The sequence below is a fragment of the Streptomyces cupreus genome, from assembly GCF_014257025.1.
Lineage (GTDB): Bacteria > Actinomycetota > Actinomycetes > Streptomycetales > Streptomycetaceae > Streptomyces > Streptomyces cupreus.
This window is the reverse complement of the sequence record NZ_JACMSF010000063.1, coordinates 1-20,245: the sequence shown is the minus strand read 5'-3', so window position 1 is coordinate 20,245 and position 20,245 is coordinate 1. Positions and strand designations below refer to the sequence as shown.

General features: G+C 70.5%; 19 protein-coding genes, 1 other RNA gene and 1 pseudogene. 13 read left to right on the top strand and 8 right to left on the bottom strand.

What is annotated here, in order from left to right; translation table 11 throughout:
• Window positions 1–32 precede the first annotated feature (32 nt).
• Window positions 33–344: pseudogene (locus H4N64_RS47000) on the bottom strand (DUF317 domain-containing protein); the annotation flags it as partial.
• Window positions 345–927: 583 nt separating this feature from the next.
• Here H4N64_RS47000 and H4N64_RS36715 point away from each other — a divergent pair.
• Genes H4N64_RS36715 through H4N64_RS36705 form a run of 3 tightly spaced genes read left to right on the top strand, consistent with a single transcriptional unit; the run spans window position 928 to window position 4,480 of the window.
• The gene (locus H4N64_RS36715; RefSeq protein ID WP_186286928.1) at window positions 928–1,371 is read left to right on the top strand and encodes a hypothetical protein; all 444 of its coding nucleotides are present in this window, start codon (window positions 928–930) and stop codon (window positions 1,369–1,371) included.
• A 56-nt stretch (window positions 1,372–1,427) separates the two neighbouring features.
• A complete protein-coding gene (locus H4N64_RS36710) occupies window positions 1,428–3,485 on the top strand; it encodes an NACHT domain-containing protein (protein ID WP_186286927.1) in 2,058 nt (685 codons plus the stop codon).
• Complete coding sequence (locus tag H4N64_RS36705) at window positions 3,485–4,480, top strand: DUF6801 domain-containing protein (RefSeq protein WP_186286957.1); 996 nt, start codon at window positions 3,485–3,487, stop codon at window positions 4,478–4,480. Before H4N64_RS36710 ends, H4N64_RS36705 begins: the two co-directional genes overlap by 1 nt.
• Window positions 4,481–4,563: 83 nt before the next feature.
• On the opposite strand, the gene H4N64_RS36700 is transcribed toward H4N64_RS36705, so the two are convergent.
• Both H4N64_RS36700 and H4N64_RS36695 read right to left on the bottom strand, forming a co-directional pair.
• A complete protein-coding gene (locus H4N64_RS36700) occupies window positions 4,564–4,989 on the bottom strand; it encodes an IS5 family transposase (RefSeq protein ID WP_336246906.1) in 426 nt (141 codons plus the stop codon).
• 44 nt (window positions 4,990–5,033) lie between these two features.
• Window positions 5,034–5,666 carry a response regulator transcription factor gene (locus tag H4N64_RS36695; protein WP_186286955.1) on the bottom strand — a complete coding sequence of 211 codons (633 nt, stop codon included), beginning with the start codon at window positions 5,664–5,666 and terminating at the stop codon, window positions 5,034–5,036.
• Window positions 5,667–5,896: 230 nt separating this feature from the next.
• On the opposite strand from H4N64_RS36695, the gene H4N64_RS36690 reads away from it, so the two are divergent.
• The 3 genes from H4N64_RS36690 to H4N64_RS36680 are packed head-to-tail and all read left to right on the top strand — an operon-like array spanning window position 5,897 to window position 8,814.
• Complete coding sequence (locus tag H4N64_RS36690) at window positions 5,897–6,754, top strand: MaoC/PaaZ C-terminal domain-containing protein (RefSeq protein WP_186286926.1); 858 nt, start codon at window positions 5,897–5,899, stop codon at window positions 6,752–6,754.
• Window positions 6,755–6,778: 24 nt separating this feature from the next.
• Window positions 6,779–7,855 (top strand): Zn-dependent alcohol dehydrogenase, encoded by a 1,077-nt coding sequence (locus tag H4N64_RS36685; RefSeq protein WP_186286925.1) that lies wholly within the window; start codon window positions 6,779–6,781, stop codon window positions 7,853–7,855.
• Window positions 7,855–8,814 (top strand): 3-oxoacyl-ACP reductase, encoded by a 960-nt coding sequence (locus H4N64_RS36680; protein ID WP_186286954.1) that lies wholly within the window; start codon window positions 7,855–7,857, stop codon window positions 8,812–8,814. The genes H4N64_RS36685 and H4N64_RS36680 overlap by 1 nt, the downstream gene beginning before the upstream one ends.
• A gap of 69 nt (window positions 8,815–8,883) precedes the next feature.
• On the opposite strand, the gene H4N64_RS36675 is transcribed toward H4N64_RS36680, so the two are convergent.
• Window positions 8,884–9,036 carry a hypothetical protein gene (locus H4N64_RS36675; protein WP_186286924.1) on the bottom strand — a complete coding sequence of 51 codons (153 nt, stop codon included), beginning with the start codon at window positions 9,034–9,036 and terminating at the stop codon, window positions 8,884–8,886.
• A gap of 98 nt (window positions 9,037–9,134) precedes the next feature.
• Window positions 9,135–10,409 carry a hypothetical protein gene (locus H4N64_RS36670; protein ID WP_186286923.1) on the bottom strand — a complete coding sequence of 425 codons (1,275 nt, stop codon included), beginning with the start codon at window positions 10,407–10,409 and terminating at the stop codon, window positions 9,135–9,137.
• A gap of 255 nt (window positions 10,410–10,664) precedes the next feature.
• Here H4N64_RS36670 and H4N64_RS36665 point away from each other — a divergent pair, with 255 nt between their 5' ends.
• From H4N64_RS36665 to H4N64_RS36655, 3 genes are read left to right on the top strand one after another with little or no spacing between them, the layout of a single operon-like run.
• Window positions 10,665–11,504, top strand: coding sequence for a Nif3-like dinuclear metal center hexameric protein (locus H4N64_RS36665; protein WP_186286922.1), 840 nt, complete (start codon window positions 10,665–10,667; stop codon window positions 11,502–11,504).
• Window positions 11,501–12,244, top strand: coding sequence for a zinc ribbon domain-containing protein (locus tag H4N64_RS36660; protein WP_186286953.1), 744 nt, complete (start codon window positions 11,501–11,503; stop codon window positions 12,242–12,244). Before H4N64_RS36665 ends, H4N64_RS36660 begins: the two co-directional genes overlap by 4 nt.
• A gap of 26 nt (window positions 12,245–12,270) precedes the next feature.
• A complete protein-coding gene (locus H4N64_RS36655) occupies window positions 12,271–13,503 on the top strand; it encodes a bifunctional RNase H/acid phosphatase (protein WP_186286921.1) in 1,233 nt (410 codons plus the stop codon).
• Here the strand turns inward: H4N64_RS36655 and H4N64_RS36650 are convergent.
• Window positions 13,478–14,110 carry a bifunctional 4-hydroxy-2-oxoglutarate aldolase/2-dehydro-3-deoxy-phosphogluconate aldolase gene (locus H4N64_RS36650; protein WP_186286920.1) on the bottom strand — a complete coding sequence of 211 codons (633 nt, stop codon included), beginning with the start codon at window positions 14,108–14,110 and terminating at the stop codon, window positions 13,478–13,480. The two genes, H4N64_RS36655 and H4N64_RS36650, sit on opposite strands and share 26 nt — an antisense overlap.
• Before the next feature lie 60 nt (window positions 14,111–14,170).
• Window positions 14,171–14,953, bottom strand: a complete 783-nt coding sequence (gene yaaA, locus H4N64_RS36645) for a peroxide stress protein YaaA (protein ID WP_186286919.1) — start codon at window positions 14,951–14,953, stop codon at window positions 14,171–14,173.
• 76 nt (window positions 14,954–15,029) lie between these two features.
• On the opposite strand from yaaA, the gene H4N64_RS36640 reads away from it, so the two are divergent.
• Window positions 15,030–16,469 (top strand): RNB domain-containing ribonuclease, encoded by a 1,440-nt coding sequence (locus H4N64_RS36640; protein ID WP_186286918.1) that lies wholly within the window; start codon window positions 15,030–15,032, stop codon window positions 16,467–16,469.
• On the opposite strand, the gene H4N64_RS36635 is transcribed toward H4N64_RS36640, so the two are convergent.
• Window positions 16,420–17,202, bottom strand: coding sequence for a MerR family transcriptional regulator (locus tag H4N64_RS36635; RefSeq protein ID WP_186286917.1), 783 nt, complete (start codon window positions 17,200–17,202; stop codon window positions 16,420–16,422). The two genes, H4N64_RS36640 and H4N64_RS36635, sit on opposite strands and share 50 nt — an antisense overlap.
• 110 nt (window positions 17,203–17,312) lie before the next feature.
• Between H4N64_RS36635 and H4N64_RS36630 the strand changes: the two genes are divergently transcribed.
• From H4N64_RS36630 to H4N64_RS36620, 3 genes are all read left to right on the top strand, one after another.
• On the top strand, window positions 17,313–17,888 hold the full coding sequence (locus H4N64_RS36630; protein WP_186286916.1) for a Uma2 family endonuclease: 576 nt from the start codon (window positions 17,313–17,315) through the stop codon (window positions 17,886–17,888).
• Window positions 17,889–17,917: 29 nt separating this feature from the next.
• Window positions 17,918–18,319, top strand: an RNA gene (gene rnpB / locus H4N64_RS36625) — RNase P RNA component class A.
• 348 nt (window positions 18,320–18,667) lie between these two features.
• Window positions 18,668–19,102: a hypothetical protein gene (locus H4N64_RS36620; protein ID WP_260860193.1), complete on the top strand. Its 435-nt coding sequence runs from the start codon at window positions 18,668–18,670 to the stop codon at window positions 19,100–19,102.
• Window positions 19,103–20,245: the final 1,143 nt, after the last annotated feature.

The following is a 20,245-nucleotide window of genomic DNA, read 5'->3' as shown; positions in this document are numbered from 1 at the left end:
GACTGCTCCAGGGCCGTGTCCGGGGCGGCGGCCAGTGCGCCGATCACCGGCAGGAGGACCTCCTCGGGCGTTTCGTCGGTGAACAGTGCGGTCCAGGCCCGAGGGCTGAGGGCGTCGCGGCGGGCCCACAGCCGCCAGAGCACGCGCTGGCCTTCGATGCGCGATACGGGCTGGGCCTCGGGAGGAATTCGAGGGCCAGGCGCTGGCTCGGATCGAACACGCGCGTGTTGTCCATCCACGTCGCGTCGGTCCAACCGGCGTCGGTCAGGGTCTGGATGACGGTGCCTGCGCTGTCCTCGCCGGGGCCGGCGAGGTAGCGCGGGGCGACGCGGTACAGCGGCCATTCGACAGGGGTGAGGTTGGTGGGCGCGGGCGTGGTCGGTGTGTGGAGCACGGCGTGAATCCCTTCGTTGACCTGGGGCTTTTCCGAGCCGTCGTACGTTGCCTTGGACCGCGCCGTGGTCTCAAGCGGGTTGCGCGTGGTTCGCGTCTGCCGTGGGCGAACTTATTGACGACGAGCATGATGAGACGGTCTTGTCGGGGTGGGCTTCCCCCGGTGTGCGGGAGGTGCTGACTAGCTGGTGGTGCAGTCGATGGGGCGAATCGGCTCGGCGCTGGACAACGCCACGGACTCGTTCCACTCGGTCCTCAAGGCCGCCTACGTTCATCGGCACACCTTCGCCACCGCACCGAGGAGAGGCTGAAGATCGCCACGCGGATCGCGGACTTATGCAACACGAAGGAGCCACAGTGCAGCGGGCGGGAAACCACCTGCCGAGTTCGAACGGATCACGAGGAAGGGCGAACCCGCACCGGTCAGGAGGGCCGGGCCGCATAACCGACGTCTTGCGCAACCAGGGGATTGACAGATGCCCACATGGCTAACATCGAGGGACTGAACTCGCTTGGGCAACAAGGGGATTACCTGTGCTCGACACCACTGCACTGCTCGACCAGATCGTGCTGGCGACCGAAGCGGCGACCGTCGCCTACGGCGTGAGCGTGCTGGCCAGAACCCAGAACGAGGCAGCCGACGCGACCGTACGGCTGGGGCAGCGCCTTCTCGGCAGGATCCTGAACCGTGACGCCGGCACGGCCCCCGAATCCGACCCCGTGCGCGCCGCCGTCGTATGCCTCGCGGACGCGGGCGAGGACCAGGACCTGCTCGCCTTGCGCCGCGCGGAGCTGAGGATCGCCCTGCGCACGGCCCTCACGGAGACGCCGGGCCTCGCGGAGGACCTCTCGGACCTGCTCCCGGAACGGCCGCGTTCTACCGTCCACGCATCCGGCGAGCGCTCGGTCGCGGTGGGCGGGGACAACTCCGGGAACATTTCCACCGGCGACGGCGCGGAAGACGGCCCGCAGCGGTGAGTGGCTCGTCCGGTCAGCGGGGGGATGTGCGGGCGGAGGGCGGGGGCTCCGTTGCCTTGGGCGGGAACAACTACGGGCACATTGACACCGGCCACAAGATCACGAACGTCTACGGGGCGCGCCGCCACCTGGACACGCTGGCCGACAACCTCCAGGCACTCGCGCAAAGGGTCCTCGACGACCTGGATCAGGACGAGATCCAGCGACGCCTACGGAACGGAAATCCGCTGCCCGTGCGTTGTGGGGCGGCACCTGGGGACTTCACCGGTCGAAGCAACGGTGCCCGGGAGGTCTCGACGGCGCTGGCGGAGGCTTCCCCGCTGGACCTGAACGGTCGGCTGGAGAGCATCGCGGCTGTCTACACGAGGGACGAGCCCGGCAGACTGCTGGTGCTGGGCGGAGCCGGTTCGGGGAAGACCGTCCTGATCCGGCGCTTCGCGCAGGCCCGGCTGGAGGACCGTAACCGGACCTGCAAGGGACCAGTGCCGGTGATCTTCAGTCTGGGATCATGGGACCCCACAGCCACGTCCTTGAAGGGCTGGCTGATCGACCGCCTGGAGCAGGATCACCCGTTCCTGGCCAGGCGGGCCTCGTACAAGTCGACATGGGCCGCCGGTCTGGTCGGCATGGGCCATGTGCTGGCGATCCTGGATGGGTTCGACGAGATGGCGGAGACCTTGTACGGGGACGCGCTGCGGCAGCTCCGGGCCACGCCCGCCAACCTGCCGCTGCTGCTGACGAGCCGCCGGGAAGCGCTCAAGGGCATCAACGCAGGCGAAGGGCTCTTTCCGGGGATCGAACTGACCGGCCTCACCTTCGCCGACTGCTCCGCCCGCCTCACTCCTGCCTCGACCGCGTGGAAGCCCGTTCTGGACCGGTTGAGCCGCCCCTCCGGCGACCCGGCAGCCGCCCGGCTCGCCGCCGTACTGACCACTCCCCTGATGCTCACCATGGCCCAGGCCTTCCAGGCGTCCGGCAGAGATCCGGAACGCCTGCTGAAACCGGAGGAGTTCAGCTCCCGGGGCGCGCTGGAGAAGGGTCTCCTGAACGCCTTCGTGCCGACTGCGTACGACCCTCTCGTCAACACGGCCGTCCCGAAACGCCGACGCTGGAGTGCCGAGCGCGCAGGCCACTGGCTCGGCTACCTCGCCACGCACCTGAAGAAACAGAAGCGCGACGAACAGAAGCCCGACGCGCAGGACATCGAGTGGTGGCAGCTGGGCACGACCATGAGCCTGCCGACGCGCATGCTCGTCTCCGGGGCCGTGTGCGGGCTCGTGGCGGGGACGGCGGTCGCACTCGTCCACGCCCTCCTGAGCGACTTTCCGACCGCGCTCCTCGACTTCTTCCTGAATGTGCTGGGAATCGGACTGACCTTCGGGCTCATGCACGGATTTGCGTCGAAATCGAAGGCCAGCGGCGCGTTCAAACCCTCCCGCATGCAGATCGGGCTACGCGGCGACTCGATGAGGGTGAGAGTGAGGAGAGTCCGGGAGAGCCTCCTTCCCAGAGTCGGGGGCGGACTCGCGGGCGGACTGATCTTCGGGGTTGTGTTCGGAGGCGGAGCCGCGCTCTACGCGATACTCCTGGCCTACCCCTGGCCCTGGGTCGCCCTTCTCCTCGGGAACTGGCTCGTGGCCGGGTCCCTGATCGGCCTGGCGGTCGGGATCGTCCTCGCACTGGCGGCCTGGCTCGAGACGGACGCCAAGCCGGATGAGTCGGTCAGCCCGACGGAGCTGTTGCGCACGAACCGCACGATCGTGCTCGTCCAGGCGGGCGCGGTCGGACTGATTCTCGGGCTCGGATACGGAACCGTCATCACGCGTTTCAACGGGTTCGCCCACGGGCTCCCGGCCGGGATCGGGGCCGGGCTCGCTGCCGCGGTCGGGGTCGGCACATTGAGCGCGTGGGGCCGGTGGGTGGTCCTGGTCCGGATCTGGCTTCCCCTGACACGACGGCTCCCCTTGGGGGTGAACACCTTTCTGGACGACGCCCGCGAACGAGGCGTACTGCGGCAGGCCGGCGCGGTCTACCAGTTCCGCCACGCACTGCTGAGGGACCACCTGGCCGAGGCCCACCAGCGGGGTAGGCGTCCGACGGAAGGCAAGAGTTGATGGGCGTCGAGAGCCGCACGGCACACGGCGGCACGAGGAAGTACGGGACCGGAACGGCTCTGGGACTCGCCGGGACGATGACAGCCGCGATCGGAATCGTGGCGGCATCGGGCACCCCACCCGCCGCCGCACAACCGGTGTCGCTCACGCTGCGCTACACCTGCGCGTTCACGGGAATCGGCACCGCGCCGGTGACGATGAGGATCAGCACGGACATCCCGAGTTCGCTCGAAGCCGGCGACTCCAGCCCGAGAGCCGCCGTGAACGGCGTGGCGACGGTGGACGCGAGCTTCACCGCGCTGGCCCCGCTCGTCGGCGCGCGGACCCTGGAGGGCTCCGTGGACGGGACCGCCACCGTGTCCGCGCCGCAGGGCGACAGCCGCCTGTCCGTGCCCATGACGATCCCCCGGACTCCCATCCCGGCCTTTGGGGCGTTCGACATGTCCGCCAAAGGCACCGCGCCCGCCGTCACCTTCACCCGGCCGGGCAACGCGAAGGTCACCGTCGGCGACCTCGGCCTGCACCTCACCCCGAGGGACGCGAACGGCAACATGACCCAGGTGGGCACAATGAACGCGGCCTGCACGGTGGACCCCGGACAGAACCAGGTTCTGCAGTCGCTGGTCGTCACGAAGCAGGTGAAGGCGACAGGGACGACCGGGGGTTCCGGAGCCGGCCCCGGGACCCCCGGCGGAACGACCACGGGCACGCGCCCCGGAGCGGGAACGGCCCGTGCAACGTCGAGCAAGACCACCACACCGAACCCGTCACCCAGCTCGACCGGATCCGTACCACCCCGTAGCCCGTCCCCCTCGCCGGGAGCACCGACCGTCGACACGCCACGGGACGACCCGACGAGCACCCCCGACGACAAGCACGGCGACCCGGACCCCAAGAACCCGATCGCTCTGGCGTTGGGCGCCGTCGTCGTGGGCGGCGCCGCCACGCTGGTCGGTCTCGGCGCGCGGCTGAGGAAGCGCCGCGCGGACGACTGAGACGGAGTCGCCTCGCTGCCCGGCCGTGCTCAGCACCGACAGCGGCTTCTGCCCCTGCTCGACAGCAAGGTGGATCTTACTCGTCAGCCCGCCCCGGGAACGTCCGAGGCCGTGGTCGGCCGGCTCGACGGCAATGCCGCCGGGCGGCTCCTTCTGCAGGTCCCCCTCTTCGCCGCCCCGGCCGCGTGCTGGTGAGCCCGGCAGACGGTGGAGTCGACGTTCACCTCCCAGGTGATCAGGCCCTTCGCGTCGGCCTGAGCCTGGAGCTGGGTGACGATCCGCGCCCAGCTGCCGTCGCGCTGCCAGCGGCGGAACAGGTCGTGGGCCCGATCCCACGGCCCGTAGCGTTCGGGTACGTCGCGCCAGGGGGCACCCGTCCGGGTCCGCCACCGTATGCCGTCTATGAGCTGCCGCCGCGTCCACACCGGCGGACGGCCCGGCTTGATGCCCTGCGGCAACAACGGCTCCAGCCGGGCCCACTGGCCGTTCGTCAGATCACCACGCCCCACAAGACGTGATCATTCACGACCAAGATCCACTTTCGCAACAGACCCTAGAGCCAACCCTGTTGCCGGGCTGCCCGCAGAGCCGCCGCCCGGTTGCGGGTGCCGGTCTTGCCGATGGCCGAGGAGAGGTGGTTGCGGACCGTGGACTCGGAGAGGAGCAGCGCGTCGGCGATGTCGGCGACCGTCGCGCCGTCCGCCGAGGCGCGCAGGACGTCGCACTCCCGGGCGGTCAGCGGGTTGGGCCCGGCGCTCAGCGCGGCCGCCGCCAGCGCCGGGTCGATCACCGTCTCTCCGGTCAGCGCCCGGCGGATCGCCACCGCCAGCTCCTCCACCGGGTCGTCCTTCACCAGGAAGCCCACGGCGCCGGCCTCCATGGCCCGCCGGAGACAGCCGGGCCTGCCGAAGGTCGTCAGGATCAGTACCCGGCAGTCCGGCACCTGGTCGCGCAGGTCGGCGGCGGCGTCCAGGCCGCTGCGGACCGGCAGTTCGATGTCGAGGAGGGCCACGTCGGGGCGGTGGATGAGGGCCGCGTCCACGATCTTGTCCCCCGAGCCGACCTGGGCCACCACCTCCAGGTCCGGTTCCATCCCCAGCAACAGCGCCAGTGCGCCGTGCATCATCCCCTGGTCCTCGGCGAGCAGCACCCTGATGGACTTGGCGGGACGGTGATCCCGGGGCATCTCGTTCACGGCCCAAGGGTAGGGCGAGGGGGCGGAACGCGCGCGGGGACTGGTTCTGACATACCGTCAGGAGCCTTCACAACTGCGGAGCGCTCGGCTATAACGAGGGCGCCGGACTGGAACGCGTTCTAGGGACTGTCGTCAAATTCCCCAGTCCGCCCATACGCGACCTCGGTGCGGCCGACGGTGCGGACGACCGCGCCGAGGTCTCAGATCCCTTACGGAGCCCCATGCCCATCGACGCAGCGAAGGCCGTAGCCGCCGAACCCCGGTCCGGTGAGATCTCCTGGACCGCCAAGGACGTACAGCTCTACCACCTCGGCATCGGCGCAGGCCTCCCGGCCACCGACCCCGACGAGCTGCGCTACACCCTGGAGTCCCGGCTGCATGTGCTGCCCAGCTTCGCCACCGTCGCCGGCTCCGGCGCACCCGGAGTGATCAGCGGTCTGTCCATGCCCGGCGTCGAGGTCGAGCTCGCCCGCGTGCTGCACGGCGGACAGAGCCTGGAGATCCACCGCCCGCTCCCCGCCGAGGGCACCGCGACCACCACCTCGCGCATCGCCGCCGTGTACGACAAGGGCAAGGCCGCCGTCCTCGTCCTGCGCACCGAAGTCGCCGACGCCGAAGGGCCGTTGTGGACCAACGACTCGCAGATCTTCATCCGGGGCGAAGGGGGTTGGGGTGGCGACCGGGGCCCGTCGGCCCGCCTCGATCCGCCCACCGGTGAGCCCGACAAGATCGTCGAACGGCGGATCCGCGAGGACCAGGCGCTGCTCTACCGTCTCTCCGGCGACTGGAACCCCCTGCACGCCGACCCCGAGTTCGCCGCCAAGGCCGGCTTCGACCGGCCCATCCTGCACGGCCTGTGCACCTACGGCATCACCCTCAAGGCGGTCGTCGACACCCTGCTGGGCGGCGAGGTGGGCCGGGTGCGGTCGTACGCCACACGGTTCGCCGGGGTCGTGTACCCGGGGGAGACCCTGCGCATCCGTATGTGGGACCAGGGCGACGCCGTCCGGGTCGCCGTCGGCGTCGTCGAACGGGACGACGCGCCCGCCCTCACCGACACCGTCGTCCACCACTCCTGAGTCACCGTCGAGGGGAGCCGCACCATGCGCGCAGCCGTACTGCACGAGACCGGCCAGGACAAACTGGAGGTCCTCGACGACGTCGAGGCGGTGGGCTTCGGCCCCGGCCGGGTGAGGATCCGGGTGCGGGCCACCGGCCTGTGCCACTCGGACCTGTCCGCGATGAACGGCGTACTGCCGCAGCCCGCCCCCTTCGTGCCAGGCCATGAGGGCGCGGGGGAGATCCTCGAAGTCGGCGAGGGCGTCACCGACTTGAAGGCCGGCGACCGGGTCGTCGTGTGCTGGCTGCCCGCCTGCGGTGCCTGTCCCGCCTGCAAGCGCGGCCAGACCGAGCTGTGCCTGGCCGGGTTCATGAACGCCGGGACCCCCAACTTCAAGCGCCCCGGCGGCGATGTCTTCGGCTTCGCCGGCACCGGCACCTTCGCCGAGGAGGTCGTCGTCGACGCGGGCTGCGCGGTACCGGTCCCCGAGGACGTGCCCTTCGACATAGCCGCCCTCATCGGCTGCGGGGTCACCACGGGCCTCGGCGCGGCTGTCAACACCGCCGATGTGGAGGTCGGTTCGTCGGTCGCCGTCATCGGCTGCGGCGGCGTCGGCATCTCCGCGATCCAGGGCGCCCGGCTCAAGGGCGCCGCCGAGATCGTCGCCGTCGACCCCGTCCCCAGCCGCCGCGAGGCCGCGCTCACCTTCGGCGCCACCAGGGCCGTGTCGCCCGACGAACTGCCGGGCGCCAAGCAGGAGATCACCGGCGGCGAGGGCTTCGACTACGTCTTCGAGGTCGTCGGCAAGTCCGCCACCGCCCGCACCGCCTACGAGAACACCCGGCGCGGCGGCACCCTCGTGATCGTCGGCGCGGGCGCCATGGACGATTTCCTCCAGCTCAACATGTTCGAGCTGTTCTTCGACGAGAAGCGGATCCTGCCGTCCCTGTACGGCGGCGGCGACGTCCTGCGCTCCTACGAGCGGACCATCGACCTGTGGCGGGCGGGCCGCGTCGACCTGGCCGGGCTGATCACCCACCGGGTTCCCCTGGCCGAGATCAACGAGGCGCTCGACCAGATGCGTACCGGCAGCGCGCTGCGTACGTGCGTCGAGCTGTGATGGCCCCGCCGCCGGGCACCCCGCCGCCGGGCACCCCGCTGGCGGGGCTGACCGCGATCGTCACCGGCGCCGGACGCGGACTCGGCCGCGCCGAGGCGCTGGAGCTGGCCCGGCTCGGCGCTGCCGTCGTCGTCAACGACTACGGGCAGCCCGGCCGGGACGGCTCCGGCGAGTCCTCCGCCGGGCCCGCCGAGGAGACCGCCGCCGAGATCCGCGCGGCGGGCGGCCGGGCGCTCGCGCACGCCGGGGACGTCGCCGACTTCCAACAGGCCGCCCGGCTGGTCGGGTCGGCGGTCGAGGAGTTCGGCAGGCTGGACATCCTCGTCAACAACGCGGGCATCCTGCGCGACCGTATGGTCTTCTCCATGACCGAGGACGAGTGGGACTCGGTGATCCGCGTCCACCTCAAAGGCCACTTCAACACCACCCGCTTCGCGACCGCGCACTGGCGCGAGCGCTCCAAGGCGGACGGGGGGCCGGTGTACGGGCGGATCGTGAACACCTCATCGGAGGCGTTCCTTGCCGGATCCGCCGGACAGCCCAACTACGCGGCCGCCAAGGGCGGAATCGTCGGACTGACCACCTCCACGGCTCTCGCGCTCGCCAAGTACGGGGTGACGGCCAACGCCATCTGCCCACGGGCGCGGACCCGGATGACCGAGGACGTGTTCCGACCGACGGACGGAGACGGCCTCGACCCGCTCGCCCCCGAGCATGTCGCCCCCCTCGTCGGCTACTTGGCCTCGCCCGCCGCCGGGCGGATCAACGGCCAGTTGCTCGTCGTGCACGGCGGCATGGTCGCGGTCGTCGAACGGCCCCGGGTCCGGGCGCAGTTCGACAGCAAGCAGGACACGTTCTCCTACGACGAGCTGGACGCCGTACTCACTTCGCACTACGCGGACCGGCCGCCGGGGGAGACGTTCGCGGCGGCGGAAGTGCTGGGGCTGAAACGGGCCTAGACACAGCGGGCCTGGACACAGAACGGCCCCGCCCCCCGATTTCGGTGAGGGGCGGGGCCGTTCTGTCGTTCAGGCCGCCGTCTCGGTCTGCTCGCCCGGCTTGCGGTGGCGGCCGCGCGGGGCCGCCTCGCCGTCGTGGGACGAGACCGGACCGCGGTGCCTGCCGTGCCCCGCGTTCTCCTGGTCCTGGGCAGGCGGGTGGGTCGTAGTGGCGTCGCTCATCGGAAGAAATTCACCCCGTCAACAATGATCTTTCAGACAGCCGGGCGAGTTTAACCGTCACACCTCGGGCCGAATCCAGCCGCACACGCCAACCGCCACTAGTTCGTTACAAGACGCCCCAACGGCGCCTGCTGCAACGGCACAGGACGTGCCACGCCGGGCTCCGGGGGATCCGCGTCCGGCCGCTCCTCGGCACCCGGCGCACCAGCCGCCGACGAAGCCGCACCGTCCCGGACCGGATCCCCCGAAGCGTCCTCCCCCTCCCCAGTGGGAGCCCCTGCGGGAGCCCGTGCCGGAGCTCCCATGGGATCCGTGGACGCGGTGGGATCCACAAGCGCGCTGGGATCCACCAGCGCGCTGGGATCGACCCGCACCACACCGCACGGCACCTCCCCCGTGGCGTACGGCAGCCGCAGTTCCCCCTCCCGCGTCCACACCCCGGCGCCGGCCAACCACCCCTCGGGCGCCGGAAGATGACGCATCTGCTTCTCGGCGGGCCGCCACACCCCGACCCAGCTGCCGAGCGGACCGTCCACCCGCAGCGCCACCCCGCAGTCCTCCGGCATCAGCACCTGCCCCGGCTGGATCGCGAACGGCGTCACCGCGCAGTCCGGCACCCGCAGACACTCCGGGAACCGCACCGGCAGCATGCTGCCCAGCACCCCCCACCCCAGCCTCGGCGGCCGCCCCGGCTCCGGCGCGTCCGAGCCGATCAGCAGCAGCCCGCTGTCCGGGTCCGCGAGCAGCAGCCGGTCGTCGGAGTCCGCCGCGATCTGCAGCAGCGGCGACACCTCGCCACCGCGCTCCAGGTCCACCACGACCGCCTTGATCCGGCCCCCGACCTCCCGGTCCAGCGCCAGCATCCGCCCCGTGCGGTCCAGCCACACCCCGCCCGAGCAGCGCCCCGGCAGCTCGGCGACATGCTCGGGACCGAAGGCGCCGCCCGCCACGAGCCAGATGTCGCTGGTGTGCCGGCCCACGGCGAGGGCGTACGCCCTGTGCCCGCACGGCGCCGGGGGCAGCAGCCGCAGCCGGGTGTCGGGCTCGGGGCACTCGACCGCGCCGACCAGCAGCTCGCCGGTGCCGGGCCCGGTCGGGTAGAGCAGCGTGAAGACATGCCGTCCATCGGTGGGCCGGCGGATCAGGACACGTCCGTCGCCCATCGGCTGCACCTCGGTGCCGGGCTCCTCCGGCTGGTTGCCGGGCAGCGGCACCGCGTACGGCTCGGGTCCGTCCAACGTCCAGCGCTCCGGGAACCAGCAGCCGCCGTCCAGCGTGAGGCGGGCGGCATAGGCACCGTCCGCGGTGATCGTGCATCCGGCCCGCGGCGCCTCGGACTCGGGAGCCGTGGGTTCGATGGCACAGGCCGTCATCGTCTGGTCACCTCCGGCGACGAAGCTAGTTTTCGTACGCACAGACGTGGGACCGACAGGCTCCCGCTTCACACATAAGGATGGCCCAGGAACGATTCGCCTGAGGAAACGGGGACGGATGTGCTGCGCGGGAGCCAGTGACGTCCGGGCGGACCCCCGCGAAGGCCCCGCGAAGGCCCTGCGAAGGCCCTGCGAAGGCCCAGCGAAGGCCCTGCGCCGGTTCTACGGCACAGAACAGGCAGGTAGCCTTTCCCCGTGCCCCGTCTGTCTGAAGTCATCGCCGCGCTGGAGATCCTGTGGCCCGCCGAGCGGGCCGAGTCCTGGGACGCGGTCGGCACCGTGGTGGGCGAGCCCGACCAGGAGGTCACCCGGGTCCTGTTCGCCGTCGACCCGGTCCAGGAGATCGTCGACGAGGCGGTGAAGCTGGACGCCGACCTGCTGGTCACCCACCACCCGCTCTACCTTCGCGGTACGACGACGGTGGCGGCCTCACACTTCAAGGGCCGTGTCGTCCACACGCTGATCAAGAACGACATCGCGCTGCACGTGGCGCACACGAACGCGGACACGGCGGATCCGGGTGTGAGCGACGCCCTGGCCGGCGCGCTGGACCTCCGTGTCGTGGGGCCGCTGGTGCCGGACCCGAGCGACCCGTCCGGGCGCCGGGGCCTCGGCCGTATCTGCGAGTTGGACCACCCGGTGACGGTCCGCGAGCTGGCCGCCCGCGCCGCCGCCCGGCTGCCCGCCACCGCGCAGGGCATCCGCGTCGCCGGCGACCCCGAGGCGACCGTCCGCACCATCGCCGTGAGCGGCGGCTCCGGGGACAGCCTCTTCGACGTCGTACGCGCGGCGGGCGTCGACGCCTTCCTCACCGCGGACCTGCGCCACCACCCGGCGTCCGAAGCCGTCGCCCAAAGTCCTCTCGCGCTGCTCGACGCGGCGCACTGGGCCACCGAGTGGCCCTGGTGCGAGCTGGCCGCCGCCCAGCTCGACGAGATCTCCGACCGCCATGACTGGGGCCTTCGCGTCCATGTCTCGAAGACGGTCACCGACCCCTGGACCAGTCACTCCCCTTCACCTGGAGCCCCCAACTGAACGCCGCGCCCGCCGACCAGATCCGCCTTCTCGACGTCCAGGCCCTCGACGTCCGCCTCCAGCAGCTCGCGCACAAGCGCCGGTCGCTGCCCGAGCACGCCGAGATCGAGTCGCTGACCAAGGACCTCACGCAGCTGCGCGACCTGCTGGTGGCCGCGCAGACCGAGGAGAGCGACACCGCCCGCGAGCAGACCAAGGCCGAGCAGGACGTCGACCAGGTCCGCCAGCGTGCCGTCCGCGACCAGCAGCGCCTGGACTCCGGTGCGATCACCTCCCCGAAGGACCTGGAGAACCTCCAGCACGAGATCGCCTCGCTCGCCAAGCGGCAGGGCGACCTGGAGGACGTGGTCCTGGAGGTCATGGAGCGCCGTGAGTCCGCGCAGGAGCGGGTCGCCGAGCTGACCGAGCGGGTCGGCTCCGTGCAGTCGAAGATCGACGACGCGACCGCCCGCCGGGACGCCGCGTTCGAGTCGCTGGACGGCGAGGCGGCGACCGTGACGAAGGAACGCGAGGTCATCGCGGGTGCGATCCCGGCCGACCTCCTCAAGCTCTACGACAAGCTGCGCGAGCAGCAGGGCGGCATCGGCGCGGCCAAGCTGTACCAGCGCACCTGCCAGGGCTGCCGCCAGGAGCTCTCGATCACCGACATCAACGAGATCCGCGCGGCGGCGCCCGACACGGTGGTGCGCTGCGAGAACTGCCGACGCATCCTGGTGCGTACGGCCGAGTCGGGTCTGTAGGACCCGGTAAGTAAGGGGCTTGGGCCGTGCGGGAGTTCATCGTCGAGGCGGACGGCGGGTCACGGGGCAACCCGGGGCCCGCGGGCTACGGGGCGGTGGTCTTCGACGCCGCCACGGGCCAGACGCTGGCGGAACGGTCCCAGTACCTCGGCATCGTCACCAACAACGTCGCCGAGTACCGGGGCCTGCTGGCCGGCCTGCGAGCCGCCTTCGACCTGGACCCGACCGCGACCGTGCACGTTCGCATGGACTCCAAGCTCGTCGTGGAGCAGATGTCGGGGCGCTGGAAGATCAAGCACCCCGACATGAAGCCGCTGGCCATGGAGGCGTCACGGGTGTTTCCGCCGGAGCGGGTGACGTACGAGTGGATTCCCCGGGAGCGGAACAAGCACGCGGACCGGTTGGCGAACGAGGCGATGGACTCGGGGACTTCGTTGTCTTCGGGAGCTTCGGGAGCTTCGGGAGCTTCGGGTGCTTCGGGAGCTTCGCTGTCTTCCGCTGTTTCGGGTGCTTCGGGAGCTTCGTCGTCTTCCGGTGCTGCGGGTGCTTCGGGTGCTTCGGGAGCCGTGCAGGCCGACGCCGACATCCGCGCGGCGAAGGTGGTGGCGGCGCCCGGCTGGGCACCCGCCGACATGGGCGCGCCCGCGACCTTCGTGCTGCTGCGGCACGGTGAGACCGCGCTGACTCCGCAGAAGCGATTCTCCGGGAGCGGCGGCAGCGATCCCGTCCTCTCCGAGATCGGCCGGGACCAGGCCGAACGGGTCGCCGCCGCGCTGGCCCGCCGAGGAACGGTCCAGGCCATCGTGGCGTCACCCCTCGCCCGTACCCGGGAGACGGCCGCCGCCGTAGCCCGGCGCCTCGGCCTCGAGGTGACCATCGACGAAGGCCTGCGCGAGACCGACTTCGGCGCCTGGGAAGGCCTCACCTTCGGCGAGGTCCGCGACCGCTACCCGGACGACCTCAACGCCTGGCTCGCCGACCCCGAGGCCCGCCCCACCGGCGACGGCGAGAGCTTCACCGAGACCGCCACCCGCATCGCCGCCACCCGCGACAAGCTGATCGCGGCCTACGCGGGCCGCACGGTCCTCCTGGTCAGCCACGTCACCCCGATCAAGACCTTGATACGGCTGGCCCTGGGCGCCCCGCCCGAGTCCCTGTTCCGCATGGAACTCTCGGCGGCCTCCCTGTCCGCGGTGGCGTACTACGCCGACGGCAACGCGAGCGTACGGCTCTTCAACGACACCTCGCACCTGCGCTGAGCCCGGCCGCCGCCCGGGCCAGCGACTCGATCCGCGCCCAGTCCCGCGCGGCGACCGCCTCCGCGGGAAGCATCCAACTCCCGCCCACACAGCCCACGTTGGGCAGCGCCAGATACTGCGGCGCGGAGTCGGCCCCGATCCCACCGGTGGGACAGAACCGCGCCTGCGGCAAGGGCCCGGAGAGGGACTTCAGATACGCCGTACCGCCCGCGGCTTGTGCCGGAAAGAACTTCATCTCCCGCACTCCGCGCTCCAACAGCGCGACGACCTCGGAAGTCGTCGACACCCCAGGCAGGAACGGCACCCCGGACGCCCGCATGGCCTCCAGCAGTACGTCCGTCCAGCCCGGGCTGACGAGGAAGCGGGCCCCGGCCTCCACCGCCTTGTTGACCTGCTCCGGCGTGATGACGGTCCCCGCGCCGACCACGGCGTCCGGCACTTCGTCTGTCATGGCCTGGATCGCGTCCAGCGCGACCGGAGTCCGCAGGGTCACCTCGATCGCGGGCAGGCCCCCGGCGACGAGCGCCCGGGCGAGCGGCACGGCGTCGGACGCGTCCTGGATCACGACGACGGGGACGACGGGGGCGAGGTCCAGCACGGAGGTCATGCGGACATCCTGCCGCCGCTGTGCACTATGCACAAAGGTCGTTGCGCACAGTGCAATAGGTCAGTGGATCTCGTCCACCAGCACATCCAGCGACCAGGCCGACCCCGCCTTCTTGGGCGCCTCCGCCTCCACCACGTACCCGAGATCCCGCAGCGCCTCCACCAGCTCAGCGGGCCCGGCCGGCCGGGTGCCGGACGCCAGCAGACTCCGTACGATCCGCCCCTTCGTCGCCTTGTTGAAGTGGCTGACGACCTTCCGGGTCGGCGCGTGCAGCACCCGTACGCTCGCCGTCCGCCCGGCGATCTCGCCCTTCGGCTTCCAGGCCGCCGCATAAGCCGCCGACCGCAGGTCGAGCACGAGCCCGTCCCCGGCGGCTTCGGGAAGGGCAGCCGCCATGGCCGTACGCCAATGCGAGCCCAGCGCGCCGAGCCCTGGCAGCTTCACACCCATCGAGCAGCGGTAGGAGGGGATCTTGTCGGTGGTCCGCACCGCGCCCCACAGCCCGGAGAACACGAGCAACGAGCGCGCGGCCCGCTTCTTCGCGGCGGCGTCGAGGGAGGCGAGGCCGAGGGCGTCGTAGAGGACACCGGTGTAGATCTCCCCGGCGGGCCGGGCGCCGGCGGTCCGGAGCTCGACGTTCTTGGCGATCTCGCCGCGCAGCCCCTGGCTCAGCCCGAGCACCTCACGCGCCTTCTCCTCATCCCCGGCGCACAGCTCGACGAGCTCGTCGAGGACGGCCGCACGGGCCTCGGCGAGCCCCGGCAGCGACAGTGACTCCAGCTTCAGCGGGGCGCCGCGGCCGGAGGGTGCCTTGCCTTCGGAGGGCGGCAGCAGGACAAGCACGGGTGGATCTCCTTCTGTAGAGCTCGGCCACAGCGTACGGCGTGCCGCCCGGCGGCCCCCGACCTACGCTCGCTGTATGCCCCGCCGCCACATCCGCGTGACCGGCGCCCCCGAAGCCCCCCTCCGGGCCGCGCTCGCAGAGTTGCGCACCGAACTGGACGTATCCGAGACCTTCCCGCCAGAGGTCCTGGCAGAGGCCGAGCGGGTGGCTCGGGACCCCGCGCTACCGGTGGAGGACGCCACGGACGTCCCCCTGTTCACGATCGACCCGCCCACCTCGACCGACCTCGACCAGGCGATGCACCTCTCCCGCCAGGGCACCGGCTACCGCATCCGGTACGCCATCGCCGACGTCGCCGCCTTCGTCGTACCGGGATCGTCGCTGGACCGCGAGACCCACCGCCGCGTGACGACCCTCTACTTCCCGGACACCCGCATCCCTTTGCACCCCGCGCTGCTGAGCGAGGGCGCGGCGAGTCTGCTGCCGGGCCAGACGCGCCCGGCGGCCCTGTGGACGATCGACCTGGACGCCTATGGCCGCCCGCTGGCCGTGGACGTGCGCCGTTCGCTGGTCCGCAGCCGGGCCAAGCTGGACTACGCGGGCGTACAGAGAGAGATCGATGACGGAACGGCGGAGGAGCCGCTGGCGCTGCTGGCGGAGATCGGGCGGTTGCGGGAGGGCCTGGAGGTGGACCGGGGCGGGATCTCGCTGGCGGTCCCCGAGCAGGAGATCGTGGAGCGGGACGGCGGCTACGAACTGACGTACCGAGCGCCGCTGCCCGTCGACGGCTGGAACGCCCAGATCTCGTTGCTGACGGGGATGGCGGCTGCGGACTTGATGCTCGGGTACGGCACGGGAGTCCTCCGCACGCTCCCCGCCGCCCCCGACGGCGCGGTGGCCCGCCTACGCCGTACCGCGCACGCCCTGCACATCGACTGGCCGCACCACGTGTCGTACGCGGCGCTGGTCCGCTCCATGGATCCGCGGGTCCCGCACCACGCGGCGTTCTTGCAGGAGTGCACGACGCTGTTGCGGGGAGCGGGCTACACGGTGTTCCGGGACGGCGACCTGCCGGACATCGTGACGCACTCGGCGGTGGCGGCGCCGTACGCCCACTGCACGGCCCCCTTGCGCCGCCTGGCAGACCGCTTCGCGTCGGAGCTGTGCATGGCGGCGGTGGCGGGCGTTGCTCAGCCCGACTGGGTTGTCTCGGCCCTGGACGCGCTGCCCGGGGAAATGGCGGAGGGCTCCCGCCGTGCCGGGACGGTGGAGCGGGCATGCGTGGACATCGTCGAGGCGGCACTGCTGAAGGACCGGGTGGGGGAGGTCTTCGACGGGTGCGTGGTGGACGTGGACGAACGCGAGCCAGCCGTCGGCACGGTGCAGCTGGAAACTCCGGCGGTGATCGGGCGGATCGAGTCCGGCGACGGGGCGTTGCCGCTGGGGGAGCGGATGCGGGTACGGCTTACGCAGGCGGATCCGGTGGGGGCGAAGGTGCGGTTCGCTCCGGCGTGACGAGCTGCTGGATGGTCCGCCGGATGGCTTCGGCCTGCGCGGGAGCGAAGTCGGCGTAGAGGGCACGCAGGAAGCTGCTGTCGTGATCGACGACGGCGCCCTGGACTATCTCGTCTGGTAGACAGTCGGTGAGGATGCGGGAGGCCTCGTCCACGCGGGGGTCGTCGGGATCGGCGTCGGCGAGATCGTCGAGGAGGGCGTAGGCGGCACGGGCGCGCTCGATGCTGTCGGGGGTGGCGAGGCTCTTGCCGAGCAGCGAGGTCAGCTGTCCCCGCTCCTCCGGCCCGGCACTGGTCTCGATGAGAGCGAGAATTTCCCGGTCCTTGGCGGCCATAGGGGAGTGGGAGGAGAGATAGGCGGTCCGCTGAAAGAGGGAGGCCAGCTCAGGAGAAACGGGCCCCTCGACGGACACCCCGCTGTCCATGAGCGCCCGCAACCGAGCCCGCCGCTCCCGAATAGCGGCCTCCTGCCGAGCGAGATCGTCGTCGAGCTCGGAAAGCACCTCGACGAGCTCCTTCCCGACGTCATCGGCAAGCACATCCCGCACCTCACCGAGCCCGAGCCCCAACTCGGTCAACCGCCGAATCCGCGCGAGCAAGACGGCATGCCGCAGGGTGTAATCCCGATACCCATTGCTCAGCCGCTCCGGCTCAGGCAACAGCCCGAGGTGGTGGTAGTGCCGAACGGTGCGGGTGGTGACACCTACGGCGTCGGCGAGCTCTCCGATGCGCATGGGAACAGTAGAGACCTTGACGTGGCGGGAGGGTCAAGGGACCGGCCGAGGCGCCCCGTGTAGGTGATCTTCCCCAGTTCAGCCCTTGTGGGCAGTCAAGGGGGCCTTGTATGGGTGCCATGGCACTGGACCCGATCACTCAGAAGGTTCTACTGGACTGGATCGTCGACCTGGACACTCCGGAGGGCCTCCGGGTGGAGCTCATCGAGGGGGAGGTCGTTGTGACCCGGGTGCCGGACGGGCACCACGAGCACTGCATCAGCGAGGTCGTGAGCCAAGTGCACCAGCGCTCCTCGACCGACATGCAGTTCTCCGGGAACAAGGGCCTGAAGTTGCGGAGTGCGGACGGCTGTCCGCAAGATCACGTGATCCCGAACGGGACGTTCGCCCCCAAGGAACTGCGGCTGCATCGGGGAGCCGATCCCTGGATGCCGTGCGAGGGAGTCACGATGGCGCTGGAAGTGATGTCCGGCAGGCCGCGGACGGCCCGTGAAATCAAGCGCCGCTGCTACGCCCGAGGCGGTGTCCCTCACTGCCTGCTCATCGACCGCGAGACCGGGTGGATCACGCTGTTCGGTGCCCCGGAGTCGGACGACTACCAGGAGCTCCACGCTGTCGCCTTCGGTAAACCCCTCCCCCTCCCCGCCCCTTTCGCCTTCGACTTGGAGACGACGGATCTCCTCTGAGCGCCTAGTACCATGGTCGACACGGCAGACGAGCCGGGCGGACGGCCGCGTGGGGTTCCTTCGTGAGCCTCCCGAGGAACGTCCGGGCTCCACAGGGCAGGGTGGTGGCTAACGGCCACCCGGGGTGACCCGCGGGACAGTGCCACAGAAAACAAACCGCCCAGCACTCAGGTGCTGGGTAAGGGTGAAACGGCGGTGTAAGAGACCACCAGTGCCCAGGGTGACCTGGGCAGCTAGGTAAACCCCACCCGGAGCAAGGTCAAGAGGGAGCACCCCGGTGCTCCTGCGCGGACGTTCGAGGGCTGCCCGCCCGAGTCCGCGGGTAGACCGCACGAGGCCGGCGGCAACGCCGGTCCTAGATGGATGGCCGTCGCCGGAGGCTCCGCGAGGAGCCCCCGGAACAGAACCCGGCGTACAGCCCGACTCGTCTGCCATCACGGCTCTGACCTGGGCTTATGCCCTGGTCGGGGCCCTTTTCCGTCTCTGGGGGCATCCCGCTTCTACCTGCGAGTTCCTGGGAGTTCCCGTCGAAGTGTGTACTGGTTGTGCACTGGGACGGGGTGCCGGGCGGCGAGTTCGATGAGCGCTGACACCGAGCCCCGGGAAGGAACTGCCGGGAGCCGAGGCTTCGATCCGGAAGCGTGGATTCGGCCGCTGTGCGCTCTGGTCGTTGCCGGGGTGGCGGCTTACGCCTCGTATGTGCACCAGCGAGAGTTCGCGATGCAGGGGGAGCGGATGCGGTCAGCGCTTCGTTGTGGCCGCTGTCCGTCGATGGCCTCATGCTCTTGGCAACAGTCGGTCTGCTGAAGCCGACGGGACCCCGTACACGTCGCGCGCGGGGTGCTGTGTGGTCGGCGTTTCTGCTGGGGATCGCGGTCTCGCTGGCGGCGAACGTCGCGGCTGCGCCGGCTCTGGAGTGGAAGCCGGTGCTGGTTGCCGGGTGGCCGCCGGTCGCGCTGCTGCTGTCGGTGGAGTTGTTGGCGCACCGTCCCGCGGGCCGGGTAAGGGCGGAACTCGGCGGTGGGGAGGACAGCGAGGGAGATGCCGACCGTTATCGGGTGCACGGTGATCCGCTGCTGCAGCGTGCCCGACGAGTGGACGCCCGACACCGCGAACTGCATCAGCGCCCGGTCTCGGCCGAGTCGTTGCGCAAAGAACTGCGGATCGGAGCGGGCCGGTCGAGACAGTTGGTCGCCCTGGTGCGCTCGCCATAACGGCGGCGTTCGAGCCTGACCGCGGGCCACCACTACCGGGTATTCAGGTGCACCTGGAACGCGGCCGGCGAGGCACCGAGAGCCCCGCCGAGTCCCGGACTGCCCATGCCTCCCAAGGCCTGGGAACCAGCGCCAGTCCAAGAGACCAGCATGGGCATCGGCATCGAGGGGACCCGTAGCGAAACCCGGCTGAGTCCGAATCCGCAGGGGTGGCCGTGACGTCCACAGTTGTCATGAGAGAGCGGCCCAGCACCCCGGACTGTGTGGTTCGGCACCGAGGTCAAGCCGTGTGGGCGCGGCGTGGATGCGCAGGGTGGTTCAAGTTTGCCGAACGGCGTTGCGTGCGCGGCTGACTGGCACACCTTGTATCCGGCACCCGACATCCGGAGCAGGGGCAGAGCCAGAGTGCGCCCGCGGTTCATTCGCCAGGCAGCGGTGACCCGGGGTGCTTTGAGCGTGTGGCGCCAGAACATGCTCGAAGGCGTCTCGTGCCATGTGGAGGCCATGATGGCGCTCTCTGAAAACGGTTCTGTCAGCAATCTCGTGAAGGCGAGGTCAAGCCGTCGGAACCTCGCGGAGATCGGAAATTTCACGGCAGGAGCAATGGCATCAACGATCTTTACCTGCGCGCCAATTCGTTAAATTACGGCTCTGCCTTTCCTTGATTGGGTGTGCGTTCCCATGAGGCACCTGCATTCACCCTTCTCGGCGAGTAAGACGCCGGAGCATGCGCGCAGCATCTAGGTCGTTCTCGATGGATAGCAGGTATGCGGCTGGCGGTGAGGCGGCAAGCTGGGCTTGACGGTCTAGAGTCAGGGTACGGCCAAGGCCGACCACTGCAAAGGCTGCTCCGGTTGCCAAACCGAGGATTGGCTGCCCGGCCAATATGCCGCTGGTCGTTGTGGCGACAGCAGCGGGGAGGTCAAATCGGAGGTTCAGGGTGCCAAGCACCGCATCCAAGCGGAGCGACTGCTCAAGCCTGCGCCCGGTCGACTCGGCCCGCACGCTCCACGAGCGGGCGACCCCAGCCAGCAACACGCGCGACGCTGGCTGAAGCTACCCCACTCCGTTGAACTCCGAACCAATTGGGGCGACGAGTAGCCTTGGCCGTTTTCCGGGCTCTGTCCGCAGTTCCGTGAATCA